Raw genomic sequence first — 14,092 nt, 5'->3', positions numbered from 1 at the left:
TAATGAATCCTTAATGCTCATATATTCAACCCATTGCGCAAAAAATCACCAACTATTCCATTTACTCACTTTAACTAACACTATCCCATCTAAACATTTTTTTACATAAATGAAGGGATTTTACTCAAAAAAACTCTCTTCATTATTCCAAAGAACTAATCTTATCAGTTTCTTTGCTAACTGCTATGGAGCAATTTAAGACTACAAAGAGTAAGTGTATTTTCGCCTTCTCCCTGTCTATCTTATTTGTTTGTGGCATTTGGAGGTTTGTCAAACTTATTGCATTTTTACAAAAGTAGAGAATTAGCGGTGATATTTTTGGATTCCTTTTGTAAATATTATTAGCTTTTTGGAATAAAATTGAGACAAATCAATACTAAGCCTAAGTAATATATAGAAAATTTATTTACAGACCAACCTATACAGATTCCATAGATTTTTACAGATTTACTCTTCGGAACTAATCATAAAAATATCTGTAATATTCAAAAACTTTCTCTAACATGCAAAAACATATACAATTATGACCAACTTAAAGATTGAAGCATCTTGTAGATTAAGATATCTGTAACTCAAAATTTAAAACTTTAACAAAACATAAGAAAAAGTTTAATCAAGCGTAAAGAATATAAATATTTGAAATAGATTTAAAAAAAAAATGAGGTTAAAAAAATCCAAATATGCAATCTTTTTTAAAATTAGAATCTTAAAGTTTTAACTTTGGTAGTTTTTATAGAGGCTAGAAGTTACAGATGCAATCTTTAGCATCTATTTCATTAGATCTAAAAGAGTTACCATTTTTTACTACATTAGAAATACTGATTCCTAATTACATTTGCAATTCCTTTAAAAGCTCCAATGCTCAAAAGTTGCAGTCATGGCAATACCATTTAAACAATACCTATTACATTCCCAAAGGAATTCCTTTGGGTTGATTTTTTTAAAGTGTATAATCTTGCAAGAGGTTGAAGTTTAGATAGCGATAAATTTGTGACTCTTTTCCTGATATTTTTTTAGGAATCAAATCAAGATATTCCTGCTTTGTGGGAATTTTTCCAAGCAATGCACATACAGCAGCGAGCTCAGCACTTCCTAGATACACCTGCGCACCTTTTCCCATACGATTATCAAAATTTCTTGTAGAAGTCGAGAATACAACTGCATTATCCCTAACACGCGCTTGATTTCCCATACACAAACTACAACCTGGAATCTCAATTCTAGCTCCAGCAGCTCCAAAGAGGGCATAATAACCTTCATCTGTTAATTGTTTTGCGTCCATTTTAGTAGGTGGCGCAATCCAAAGTGTCGTAGGCACCATGCCTTCACCTTTCAATACCTCACCTAACGCACGATAATGTCCAATGTTTGTCATACAACTTCCTACGAAAACTTCATCAACCTTATGCGGACGCTTAGAATCCTGTAGAATCTCACTAAGTGTTGCAACATCATCAGGATCATTTGGACAAGCAAGAATCGGCTCTGTTACCTCGTTTAAATTAATCTCAATAACCGCTGCATATTCTGCATTAGCATCAGCCTTTAAAAGTTGTGGATTATCAATCCACTCTTGCATTTTTTGCGCCCTTCTTTGTAGTGTTTTTGCATCTTCATATCCAGCTTCAATCATCGCATTAATCAACGTAATGTTAGATTTTAAATACTCAATAATTGGCTCTTTATTAAGTGCTACACTACACGCTGCCGCGCTTCTCTCCGCACTTGCATCACTAAGCTCAAAAGCTTGCTCTACTTTCAAGTTTGGCAAACCTTCAATCTCCAAAATTCTACCGCTAAAAATATTCTTTTTGCCCTTTTTTTCAACAGTTAGTAAGCCTTGCTTTATAGCATAATATGGAATTGCATTAACTAAATCTCTAAGCGTAATTCCTGGTTGTAACTCTCCACTAAATCGCACAAGCACTGATTCTGGCATATCAAGTGGCATAGATCCTGTAACAGCCGCAAAAGCAACTAGCCCACTTCCAGCCGGAAAGCTAATTCCAATAGGAAACCTTGTGTGCGAATCCCCACCAGTCCCTACAGTATCTGGTAATACCATACGATTTAGCCACGAATGGATAACTCCATCTCCAGGTCTTAGTGCGACTCCGCCGCGACTACTCATAAATTGTGGAAGTGTTGCATGAAGCTTCACATCAGCAGGTTTTGGATACGCTGCTGTGTGGCAAAAGCTTTGCAATACAAAATCTGCGCTAAATCCCAAAGAGGCGAGTTCTTTGACTTCATCTCTAGTCATTGCTCCTGTTGTATCTTGGCTCCCAACGGTACTAACACGTGGCTCACAATAAGTCCCCGGAAGAATTCCATCTACTCCACAAGCACGCCCTACCATTTTTTGCGCTAAACTAAAGCCTTTTGCATTAGAGTTTGGTTGCGCAGGTTTTGCAAAGATTTCCTCTTTTGGCATTCCAAGTGCTTCCCTAGCCTTTTGCGTAAGCCCACGACCAATAATAAGATTGATACGCCCACCAGCACGGATTTCATCGGCAATTGTCGTTGGCTTTAAATCAAACTTAGAAACAACTGCACCATTTTTATGAATCTCTCCTTTAAAAGGATAAATATCAATCACATCACCTTCATTTAGTTCAGTAACTGGTGTAATAATTGGCAAACAGCCACTATCTTCACAAGTGTTAAAGAAAATTGGAGCAATCACCCCACCAATGACTAATCCACCAGCTTTTTTATTTGGAATATACTGAATTTCATGTCCCATATGCCACACAAGTGAGTTACAGGCAGATTTTCTAGAGCTTCCTGTCCCTACAACATCACCCACATACACAAGTGGATGCCCTTTTTTCTTAAGCTCTGCGATTCTACCAAAGGCATTTTCCGTTCTAGCCTTCAACATTGCTTGTGCATGAAGCGGAATATCACTTCTTGTGAAAGCATCTCCTGCTGGACTTAAATCATCAGTGTTTGTTTCACCATCAATCTTAAAAACAGTTGCCGTAATTTTCTCTTCCAAAGCAGGTTTAGACAAAAACCACTCTGCATTTGCCCAAGATTCCAAAACTTCCTTTGCATACGCATTGTTTTTTGAAATCTCAACCACTTCGTTAAAAGCATCATACACAAGCAATGTATGCTTAAGTGCCTCCGCAGCAACCTTTGCAAGTGTAGAATCATTAGATTTTAATGCTTTGATGAGCGGATTAATATTGTATCCTCCAAGCATTGTGCCAAGCAACTTAATTGCTTGTATATTTGAGATTCCATTAATATTCTCCTTGCCTTCTGCAATGGAACCCAAAAATTCCGCCTTAACTTTTGCTGCTTCATCTACACCCGGACTTACACGATTTGAGAGCAGTTCCACTAGCTCATTAACTCTCTCTCCTTTTTTCAAAAGTTCAATTACTGCTAACACTTGCTCTTTAGTTAAGGGCAAAGGCGGAATATTCTGCTTTGCACGTTCTTGAACTTGTTTATCATACTCTTCAAAGAAATTCATTGCCTACTCCTTGCAAATATTTTTAGTTTTACCCAAAATGATACAAAAATTTCTGCCCTTTTATGCAAATTTAGATAAATATTTTTTAATCTTTTTAGGTTTACTGTGTAAAATCGTATTTTTTTCTACACTTTTAAAAATACTTTAAATTTTTAAATTTATTTTAAGTTGCAATATTCTAAAAAGTGCCTTATCACTTTAAACAAAAGGAATTATATGAAAGTTATTCACTCCATCACGGAGGCAATCGGAAATACACCGCTTCTAAAACTAGAGAAACTCTCTAAAGAATGCGGATCAAACATTTATGCTAAATGCGAATTCTTTAATCCTACAAGTTCCGTAAAAGATAGAATCGCACTTGGTATGATTGAAGATGCTTTACAAAATGGCACAATCAATCAAGACACAATCGTAATTGAACCAACAAGTGGAAACACAGGAGTCGGACTTGCTGCGGTTTGTGCTGCAAAAAATATAAAACTTATTCTTACAATGCCAGAATCTATGAGCATAGAGCGTAGGCGACTTATGAAAGCACTTGGTGCAGAACTTGTTCTAACACCAAAAGAACAAGGAATGAAAGGGGCAGTAAATCGCGCCACAGAACTTCAAGCAAACACGCCAAACTCTATTATCTTGCAACAATTTCAGAATGCTTCAAACCCCAAAGCACACAGAGAACATACTGCACTTGAAATTTTAGATGCACTAGAAAATAAAGTAGATATTTTTATCTCTGCAGTTGGCACAGGTGGCACTTTAAGCGGTGTAGGTTCTGTCTTAAAGCAACGTAATCCTAATGCAAAAATTATTGCCGTAGAACCAATAAATTCTGCCGTATTAAGCGGTGAAGCACCAGGACCACATAAAATTCAAGGAATAGGAGCTGGATTTATCCCAGACATATTAGATAAAAGTCTAATTGATACAATCTTAAAAGTTGATGTAGAATGGGCTTACAAGGAATCTCGAGAAATTGCTAAAAACGAGGGTATTTTAGTTGGAATATCAAGCGGAGCGAACCTTTGGGCTGCACGTGAAGTGGCTAAGAGCAATCCGGGTAAAAATATCGTAACAATTCTTTGCGACACAGGTGAGCGCTATCTAAGCACAGAGCTTTACACAGAATGAGTTTTACAATTTTAAATTACAAAACCAAAGTTTAAAATTTGTGATTATTTCTACTAATTTTTGTAGAATATTAAAATGTTATCGCAATCAAAATACTATTTAAAAAGTATCGTTAAAGGAATCCAAAATAGTTAGTTACTTCCTGTGCTAACTAGATTCCAAAAATTCAACTTACAATCAAAAATCCTTTTAAGAATCTCAAAAAATAATTACAGATCTCATTTAGCACTTTATTAAGCTTTTTAGATTCTAACTCTATTGTTTCTAAAACTTCATTCTATTCTTATTTAGAAACATTTCACAAAAAGAAAAGCTAAAATTTATTTTTATTTTGCTACCTTACTGCCTTAATATAATCTAAAAGACTATAATTAAAAACTTTTGCAAACAAGGAGCATCTATGCGAAGCAAATGGGTAGAATCCCGAAAAAATGACACAATACGCACACAATTGCATTATGCAAAAAAAGGTCTCATCACACAAGAAATGGAATATGTTGCAAATATTGAACACCTAAACCCAGAAGATGTACGCAGAGAAATTGCCAAAGGGCGCTTAATCCTTCCTGCAAACATTAACCACACAAACTTAGAACCAATGGGAATTGGAATTGCAACACGTACAAAAATTAATTCAAATATCGGAAGTTCAGCACTTGCAAGCTCTATTGAAGAAGAAGTGCAAAAAACACTCATTTCTATCAAATATGGTGCAGATACCATTATGGACTTAAGCACTGGAGGAGATTTGGATTCTATTAGAAAGGCGGTTATTAAAAACTCTAGTGTGCCAATTGGCACAGTGCCGATTTATCAGATTCTCCATGATGTAAAAAACGATATTAATGCACTAACAATTGACAAAATGTTAGAAGTTATGGAGCGTCAAGCAAAGCAAGGAGTGAGCTACTTCACTATTCATTGCGGGTTTTTACTAGAGCATATGCCACGCCTTGCAAAGCGAAAAATGGGAATCGTAAGCCGTGGTGGAAGCTTAATGGCTTCATGGATGATGCATTATCACAAACAAAATCCTTTTTATGAAGCCTTTGATGACATTCTTGCAATTTGTCAAAAATACGATGTATCCTTGAGTCTTGGAGATTCCTTGCGTCCTGGTTGTCTAGCAGATTCTAGCGATGAAGCACAACTTGGCGAACTAAAAGTACTAGGAGAACTCACGCTTAGGGCTTGGGAAAAAGATGTGCAAGTGATGATTGAAGGTCCAGGGCATGTGCCAATGAATGAAATTGAACGCAATGTAGAACTACAAAAGGAACTTTGCCACGAAGCACCTTTTTATGTGCTAGGACCACTTGTTACAGACATTGCCGCAGGGTATGACCATATTGCTTCTGCCATAGGAGCAGCAATTGCCGCATGGAAGGGAGTTGCAATGCTCTGCTATGTTACACCAAAGGAACATTTAGGGTTGCCAAATGCTAAAGATGTGCGGGAGGGAATCATTGCTTACAAAATTGCTGCACACGCTGCAGACATCGCAAGAGGAAGAATTAACTCAAGAATTAGAGATGATGCTATGAGTAATGCACGATATAATTTTGATTGGAATAAGCAATTTGAGTTAGCCTTAGATCCTGATAGAGCACGTGAATACCACGATGAAAGCCTACCACAGGAAGTTTTTAAGGATGCGAAGTTTTGCTCAATGTGCGGTCCAAAATTTTGCAGCTATAAAATCTCGCAAGAAATTATTGAACAACATAGTTAAAGGAATATTATGAATCAAGATCAATTAATCCAACTTTTAAAAGAAGTGATTTACCCAAATTTTGAAAAGGATATTGTAACCTTTGGATTTGTCAAAGAAACACTTACAGAAGGTGATTCTGTGGCTATACGCGTAGAAATTCCTTCTGCTTCAACTGAAGTTGCAGAAAAATTACGTCAGAACATCACGCAAAAGCTAAACGCACAAGGTATTACAAAAATCAATCTTGACATTAAACAACCAAAGCCTCAAGCCCAAACACAAAAACCACAAGGAACAAAAAACCTTGCACCTCAAATTAAGAATTTCATAATGGTTAGTAGTGGAAAAGGTGGAGTTGGAAAATCCACAACAAGCGTTAATCTTGCAATTGCTCTAGCCCAACAGGGCAAAAAAGTAGCACTTCTTGATGCAGATATTTATGGTCCAAATGTCCCAAGAATGCTAGGTTTAGAAAAGGATAAGCCAGAAGTGGATCAAAAGCTTAAAAAACTTATTCCTCTCCAAGCTTATGGAATCGAAATGATTTCAATGGGTGTGCTTTATGATGAGGGACAAAGTCTTATTTGGCGTGGTCCTATGATTATTAGAGCAATTGAGCAAATGTTAAGCGATGTGCTGTGGGGCGAACTTGATGTAATGGTAATTGATATGCCTCCAGGAACTGGTGATGCGCAACTCACCCTTGCTCAAAGTGTTCCCGTAACCGCAGGAGTTGCTGTCTCTACTCCACAAAAAGTTGCACTTGATGATGGTTCAAGAGCGTTAGATATGTTTACAAAACTTAAGATTCCACTTGCAGGAATCGTAGAAAACATGAGTGGCTTTATTTGCCCAGGGTGTGGCGAAGAGTATGATATTTTTGGTAAGGGCACAACAAAAGAAGTAGCAAATGCGTTTAATACCCAAGTGTTAGCACAAATCCCGATTGAACCTATTGTGCGTGAAGGCGGAGATAGCGGTAAGCCAATCGTATATTTCCATCCAGAATCCAAATCCGCTAAAGAATATTTAAAAGCAGCAAAAATGCTATGGGATTTCATTGAAGATGTAAATACTAAAAAACTTGCCGATAACAGTGCTATCCAACCCTTAGACACAGGCAAATCCGCTTGTTCTTCTTAAAATTTTAACTTCCCTTGGGGGAGTTTCTAAGAAACTTTTGCTTTCTTAAATATTTTTGTTATAAAACTCTCCCAAATCTGCACTAGAATCTAATCTAGTGAGTTTGAAAATCACGGGACGGACTCCATCATTACAAGAATTTATCGCTACACCTGGCTTTTTAATCCAATCTTTGAAATAAAACACATTTTCCTTATCACTATGTGCGAGAGCAAACACATACTGATAAATCGCTTTCCACGCTTCATCACAAAATCCTTGTGGCTTGTCAAATCCAAGAGAGATAAAACTATCTCCCACTTTATGCATAGGACACGCACATTCTACGATTCCTTTGCTAATTCCTCATCAAAATGCGTTTTTATCACTTCAATTTTCACCTTATACATAGTAATCCTTCACAATAGTAATCTAAATTGTATCACTCTCATTGTATATTTAAGGATAATGCCTTATCTCCCTTGCATTTCTATCCATCTTTGCGCAATTCTCACAGCATTTGTTGCTGCTCCTACACGGATTTGATCTGCCACACACCAAAGATGTAAAATACTCTTATCATAGTTATCTACACGGATTCTACCCACATAAGTCTCATCTGTATCTGTAGCAATCATCGGCATTGGGTATTGCTTTTGACTTGGATTATCTAAAAGCACAATGGATTCCGCATTTTTAAGTATTTCTTGAGCAGCCTCTTTGCTTACAGACTGCTTAAACTTAATTGTGATTGCCTCACTATGACTACGCAAAACAGGCACACGCACACAAGTCGCACTCACCGCAAAATTGCTGTGCATAATCTTATTGGTTTCATTTACCATTTTCATCTCTTCTTTAGTATAGTCATTGTCCATAAACACATCAATTTGTGGAATTAAATTAAGTGCGATTCTATGTGGAAACGCCTTTGGCTCACAAGTTTCAAGACTAAAGTCAAAAAACTTTTGCATTTGCATTACAAGCTCTTCCATTCCTTTCTTACCTGCGCCAGATACAGCTTGATAAGTGCTAACATCTACACGTTCAATCCCAAATTTCTTATGCAATGGTGCTAAAACTTGCACCATTTGGATTGTAGAGCAATTTGGATTAGCAATGATTCCCGTTTTCTTCCATAATGTAATATCATCTGGATTAACCTCTGGCACCACAAGCGGCACATCTTTTTGCATTCTAAAATGGCTTGTATTATCAATCACTACTGCCCCTGCTTTTGTAGCACTTGGCACAAATTCCGCACTTACACTTCCACCAGCTGAAAAAAATGCGATTTCAATATTTTCCTCGTCAAAAACAGAGTGTGTTAGTTCCTTTGTTCTATAAGTCTCACCTTTAAAAACAACCTCTTTACCCACGCTTCTAGCACTTGCTAGCGGTACAAGCCTATGAATCGGTAAATCACGCTCTTCTAGGATTCTAAAAATCTCCTCACCCACAGCACCTGTTGCACCCACAACTGCAATATTATACTTATTCATTGTATCTCCTTATAACTTGATATTATAACGCTCTATTTTGCCTAATAGCACATCTTTTTTTAATCCTAACAACTCTGCTGCACCATCTACATCAGAATCACAACTCTTAAGTGCTTCATAAATTAGCTCTTCTTCTAAATTTGCAATCTTTTTCTTGCCTCCGCTCTCCCTTGAGCTTAAAAATAAATCCTCTGGCATAATCGTATCTTTCTCACACAAAATTGCTGCGCGCTCCACAACAGAGAGTAACTCTCTAATGTTTCCAGGCCAACGATAAGAGAGCAGTTGCTCTTTTGCTCCCTCACCCCATTTTTTTACTCCGATTCCATATTGCGCATCCACTTGTGCTAGCTTCCACTCACATAGCGGAATAATTTCTTCTGTGCGCTCACGCAATGGTGGGATATTTACAGGAATAGTTTGCAATCTAAAAAACAAATCCTCCCTAAACTCACCTTTTTTAATCTTTTTTTGAATATCTGCATTTGTTGCAGCAATAAAACGAATATCTACTTTAATAGGCTTTGTGCTTCCAAGTCGCACCACTTCTTTTTCTTGTAATACGCGCAAAAGCTTAGATTGAAGCCCCATAGGCATTTCGCCTATCTCATCTAAGAAAATGCTTCCCCCATTTGCTGCTTCAAACTTCCCAGCTCTACCCTCTGTTGCATCTGTAAAAGCACCTTTTTCATAGCCAAAGAGTTCAGATTCCAACAAATTCTCAGGAATTGCTGCCATATTTAGCGCAATAAAAGGCGCACCATCTCTTAGAGAATTTGTGTGAATATAATTTGCAAAAAGCTCTTTTCCTACTCCACTCTCTCCTAATAACAACACAGAAGCGTCAGTTTTTGCGGCTTTGTTAGCAAGCTTTAATGCACTCTGAAGTGCTGGAGAATTTGCAATAAACTGCTTGTTCTCTGCCGTTTTTACAGGTTTTATCTTTGTTTTTACTAGCACTTCTTTAGCTTTTTTTGCTCTATGGATTGCCTCCACTAGTGTTTCAATTTCAAATGGTTTTGTTAAAAAATCCTTAACACCAAGACGGATGGAATCAATAGCCTTATTTAAAGTCGCATTTCCTGTGATAATTAATGCCTCGTAACGCCCATTTAAAGTGCGTAAAAATTCTATCCCATCCATTTGTGGCATATTAATATCAGTAATAACCAAATCAAAAGAATCATCAAGTTTTTTGAGCGCATCTTTAGCACTTTTAAAGCTAACCACTTCAAATTCCTCATACTCTCCTAGTGCTATTTCTAGGGATTTACGCATATTAATATCATCTTCAACAACAGCTAATTTCATCTTTACTCCTTTGCACCCCTAAAATCTATTCTAAAATCCTGCACACCTCTTCCTTTTTCTTTTATCAATGCATAAATCGTTGCGATTCCATCTTCATAATCTATCTTAATACGCGAAGGTGGAATTGAAAGCAGTGTCATGGATTTACCCTGAAGATTCCGCACTTCACTACGATCTTCTAAACGTACCCCCCAACCAAAAAAACATTCCAAAATCTTTTCTTTATAGCCATAAATAAACTCTTTTTCATTCTTTGCTTTATGCGGAATCTCACATTTTTTATAAGGATTGCGGATTTCATCTAGCATTTTGGCACTCACCATTGCAGGGGAGAAATTATATTTTTCATTTAAAATAATCCCATTTCTAATTGCTACCCTATAGGAAAAAAGATATTCTGAAGCACTCAAAAAAAGCCCACAAAACACCACTCCCCATAGAATTCTAAACATTACTCTAATTCTAGTATTCCAAACTCAGCCCATCGCCATCATCTTGCTGTTCTTCTTCTTTTGGACATCTAGCGATAGAAACAACCCTATCATCATCTACATTTACGATAATCACTCCACTTGTTGCACGTCCTGCTTTGCGGATAGTTTGCATATCCACACGAATCATCTTACCACTACTTGTTAGCACCATTAAATCCATATTTTCATCTACATTGACAATCCCCACAAGTTTCCCGGTTTTTGGTGTAAGTTTCATCGCAATCACACCCTTACCTCCACGATTTGTAATGCGATATTCATTAGCTTCTGTGCGCTTTCCGATTCCTTTTTCGCTTACACTTAAAATCTCTTCATTTTCATCAGCAATCACCGTTGCACCAATAACATAATCTTTTGACATTTTAAATTTAATTGCTGTCACACCGCGCGCTACACGTCCAATCTCACGGACATTATCTACACCAAAGCGCACACACATTCCCTCATAAGTTACCACTAAAATCTCTTTAATATCTGCACTAATAATTTTTGCGGTAACTAACTCATCATTTTCATCTAGATTAATCGCCCTAACACCAACACTTCTAATGTTTTTAAACTCACTTAAATTTGTGCGCTTAATGATTCCATTTTTCGTAAAAAAAGCAAGAGATTTATCAGAATTAAAATCTTTTGTTGTGATTGTTGCCATAATTTTTTCATCAGGAGCAAGGCTAATAAGATTCACAACCGCTTTACCAATAGCTGTTCTACTTGCCTCTGGAATCCTATAAACTTTCAACCAATAAAGTTGCCCTTTATTTGTAATAAACATAATTGTGTCATGCGTATCAGAGACAAAAAAGCTCTCAATAAAGTCATCATCATGCGTATTTGCCGAAATTTTACCCTTGCCACCACGATTTTGCTTCTCATAAGTGCGCACTGGCACACGCTTAACATAACCTCTATGGCTCATCGTTACAACCACAGGCTCATTAGGAATTAAATCCTCCATATCAATGCTTTCATAATCTTCTTCAATAGCAGTTAAACGTTCTGTGGAGAATTTCGCTTTAATTTCTAACAATTCCTCTTTAATGATTCCATTAAGCAAATTTTCACTTTTTAAAATTGCGCTTAAATGCTCAATTTCTTTCAACAAGGCTTGATATTCATTTTCAATTTTATCCTGTTCTAAACCTGTTAAACGTTGCAAACGCATATCTAAAATTGCTTGTGCTTGAATCTCACTTAGACTAAACTGCACAACCAAGCTCTCTTTTGCAACCTTTGGGTCGCTACTTGAGCGGATTAGCGCAACAATAGCATCAATATTTTCTAATGCGATTCTTAACCCTTCTAAAATATGTGCTCTAGCCTTTGCCTTTTCAAGCTCAAAAATCGTGCGACGAATCACTACACTTTTGCGGTGTGAAATAAACAAATCAAGCAATTCTAAAAGTGTAAAGACCTTTGGTTCTTTATTATGAATTGCAAGCAAGATGATTCCAAATGTACTCTCCATTGGTGTGGATTTAAAAAGATGGTTTAACACAATCTCACTCATTGCCTCACGCTTTAGCTCAATAACAACTCTAATCCCCTCTCTATCAGATTCATCACGCACTTCAGAGATTCCATCAATTACCTTTTCTTTTGCAAGCTCTGCAATCTGCTCCACCAAACGCGCCTTATTGACTTGATAGGGAATTTCGTCAATAACAATAATGTCCTTTGTTTTTGTTTTTTCAATGTGTGTTTTTGCTCGGATTTTAATGCGTCCTCTACCGCTCTCATACGCCTCGCGGATTCCATTTTTTCCATAGATAATTCCCCCTGTTGGAAAATCTGGACCTTCAATAAATCGCAAAATCTCATCTAAGTTTGCTTTTGGATTATCAATTAAATGCACAAGTGCGTCAATAATCTCATCTGTCCTATGGGGTGGAATATTTGTAGCCATTCCAACGGCAATCCCATTAGATCCATTAACTAATAAGTTAGGTAAGCGACTTGGCAGAATATCTGGCTCTTGAAGTGTGTCATCGTAATTTGGCAGAAAATCTACCGTATCTTTATCAATATCACGCAAAACTTCTTCAGCAGCTTGCGTCATTCTAGCTTCCGTATAACGCATAGCAGCAGCACTATCACCATCAATACTACCGAAGTTTCCTTGCCCATCTACAAGCTCTAAACGCATAGAAAAATCTTGCGCCATTCTCACAAGTGCGTCATACACCGCTGTATCTCCATGTGGGTGGTATTTACCAATCACATCTCCTACGATTCTAGCACTTTTTTTATAAGCTACGCGTGAAGTTACCCCTAGCTCATACATCGCATACAAAATCCGCCTATGCACAGGTTTTAAACCATCCCTTGCATCAGGCAATGCACGCCCAATAATAACGCTCATTGAGTAATCAAGATAACTCTCTTTAATAGAATCTTCAATATTGACATTTTGAATATCTTGATTAAAATTCAGTAAATCAGACATTTATTTCCTCTTTTTTTATTTCAATAAAACTATACCCAAAGATTCTACCCTAGATTGACTTTAATCTTGCTAAGGCACACTTTGTAAATCCAATGGAGTATTACAAAACGCATTAAGATTTTTTTTGCCCTTTAACACAGAAGTTTCTCGCTCTATTTTACACAAAAAGCTCAAAATCTCTCTGTGCGTTAAAATTTCAGGTTTTACACCATCTTTAGAATTTGAATTTATGGAATCCGTTTTGGATTCCTTTATTTTAAGACCTAAAAATTCATTTCCTACAAATATGGGCATTCCGCGCAACTTTTCTTTATCTTTTTGTGGTAATTCTAAAAAATCCTTAAACGCAATTTTTTCCCGCAAAAACTGCGACCAATCATGCTCTTTAAAATAAGAAATCTCTAAGCGCTCATCTAAGGGCAAATCAAGAGGCAGTAAAAGGACATTAAAATAACTTTTCTCAAAACTTAACTCCCTAAAATTTGGCTCGGGTAAGACATTACAATAAATATCTGTAAATCTTTCTGCCTCAAGCACTGCTAAATCTAAATTATCATCAATGGCTAAAATTCTAGCATGCGATAAGCATGCAATTGGCTCACCTAAAGCTTCTGTATGATAAAGCGTAATATCCTTTGCTCTTTTGCCATCATATACAACACTTGCACTTGTTAGCACAAGCCCATCGTTAATAATAATCCCATAACCTTCATTATATTGCTGGACATTCTTGTTTGGCGCATCAAATTCTGCAATCACTTTCACACCATATTGTAACCACTCTGGATATTTTGCATGCACACTAAGAAGCGCAAAAATTATCCCCAAAATTACTTTTGCCATTGCTGTCCTTTTTTGGATTCTTTAAACCTTAAAATACTA

At 36.8% G+C, this 14,092-nt stretch carries 10 protein-coding genes; 3 read left to right on the top strand and 7 right to left on the bottom strand.

The annotated features are described in order from the left end of the window. Positions 1-940: 940 nt before the first annotated feature. Positions 941-3,487, bottom strand: coding sequence for a bifunctional aconitate hydratase 2/2-methylisocitrate dehydratase (gene acnB / locus K4G57_RS00220; RefSeq protein WP_221531179.1), 2,547 nt, complete (start codon positions 3,485-3,487; stop codon positions 941-943). Between the two features lie 216 nt (positions 3,488-3,703). Between acnB and cysK the strand changes: the two genes are divergently transcribed. The 3 genes from cysK (at position 3,704) to K4G57_RS00205 (ending at position 7,478) form a co-directional block, all read left to right on the top strand. Beyond that, entirely contained in the window at positions 3,704-4,621 is a 918-nt protein-coding gene (cysK, locus tag K4G57_RS00215; RefSeq protein ID WP_221531178.1) for a cysteine synthase A, read from the top strand. A 400-nt stretch (positions 4,622-5,021) separates the two neighbouring features. After that, positions 5,022-6,353 (top strand): phosphomethylpyrimidine synthase ThiC, encoded by a 1,332-nt coding sequence (thiC, locus tag K4G57_RS00210; RefSeq protein ID WP_221531177.1) that lies wholly within the window; start codon positions 5,022-5,024, stop codon positions 6,351-6,353. A gap of 9 nt (positions 6,354-6,362) precedes the next feature. Beyond that, positions 6,363-7,478 carry an Mrp/NBP35 family ATP-binding protein gene (locus K4G57_RS00205; RefSeq protein WP_221531176.1) on the top strand — a complete coding sequence of 372 codons (1,116 nt, stop codon included), beginning with the start codon at positions 6,363-6,365 and terminating at the stop codon, positions 7,476-7,478. Positions 7,479-7,523: 45 nt separating this feature from the next. Here K4G57_RS00205 and K4G57_RS00200 read toward each other — a convergent pair whose 3' ends face one another. The 6 genes from K4G57_RS00200 to K4G57_RS00175 all read right to left on the bottom strand — a co-directional run bounded on the left by K4G57_RS00200 (position 7,524) and on the right by K4G57_RS00175 (position 14,053). Continuing rightward, positions 7,524-7,787 (bottom strand): TIGR04076 family protein, encoded by a 264-nt coding sequence (locus K4G57_RS00200; RefSeq protein ID WP_236033120.1) that lies wholly within the window; start codon positions 7,785-7,787, stop codon positions 7,524-7,526. A 143-nt stretch (positions 7,788-7,930) separates the two neighbouring features. Continuing rightward, on the bottom strand, positions 7,931-8,959 hold the full coding sequence (locus K4G57_RS00195) for an aspartate-semialdehyde dehydrogenase (RefSeq protein WP_221531175.1): 1,029 nt from the start codon (positions 8,957-8,959) through the stop codon (positions 7,931-7,933). A 9-nt stretch (positions 8,960-8,968) separates the two neighbouring features. Beyond that, positions 8,969-10,270 (bottom strand): sigma-54-dependent transcriptional regulator, encoded by a 1,302-nt coding sequence (locus K4G57_RS00190; RefSeq protein ID WP_221531174.1) that lies wholly within the window; start codon positions 10,268-10,270, stop codon positions 8,969-8,971. A gap of 2 nt (positions 10,271-10,272) precedes the next feature. Continuing rightward, positions 10,273-10,722 carry a hypothetical protein gene (locus tag K4G57_RS00185; protein ID WP_221531173.1) on the bottom strand — a complete coding sequence of 150 codons (450 nt, stop codon included), beginning with the start codon at positions 10,720-10,722 and terminating at the stop codon, positions 10,273-10,275. A gap of 10 nt (positions 10,723-10,732) precedes the next feature. Further along, entirely contained in the window at positions 10,733-13,210 is a 2,478-nt protein-coding gene (gene gyrA, locus K4G57_RS00180; protein ID WP_221531172.1) for a DNA topoisomerase (ATP-hydrolyzing) subunit A, read from the bottom strand. A 69-nt stretch (positions 13,211-13,279) separates the two neighbouring features. Next, positions 13,280-14,053, bottom strand: coding sequence for a S1 family serine peptidase (locus tag K4G57_RS00175; RefSeq protein ID WP_221531171.1), 774 nt, complete (start codon positions 14,051-14,053; stop codon positions 13,280-13,282). Positions 14,054-14,092: the final 39 nt, after the last annotated feature.

Origin of the sequence: Helicobacter turcicus (assembly GCF_019711685.1) — a bacterium.
Classification (GTDB): domain Bacteria; phylum Campylobacterota; class Campylobacteria; order Campylobacterales; family Helicobacteraceae; genus Helicobacter_D; species Helicobacter_D turcicus.
This window is presented reverse-complemented; position numbering and strand designations above follow the sequence as displayed.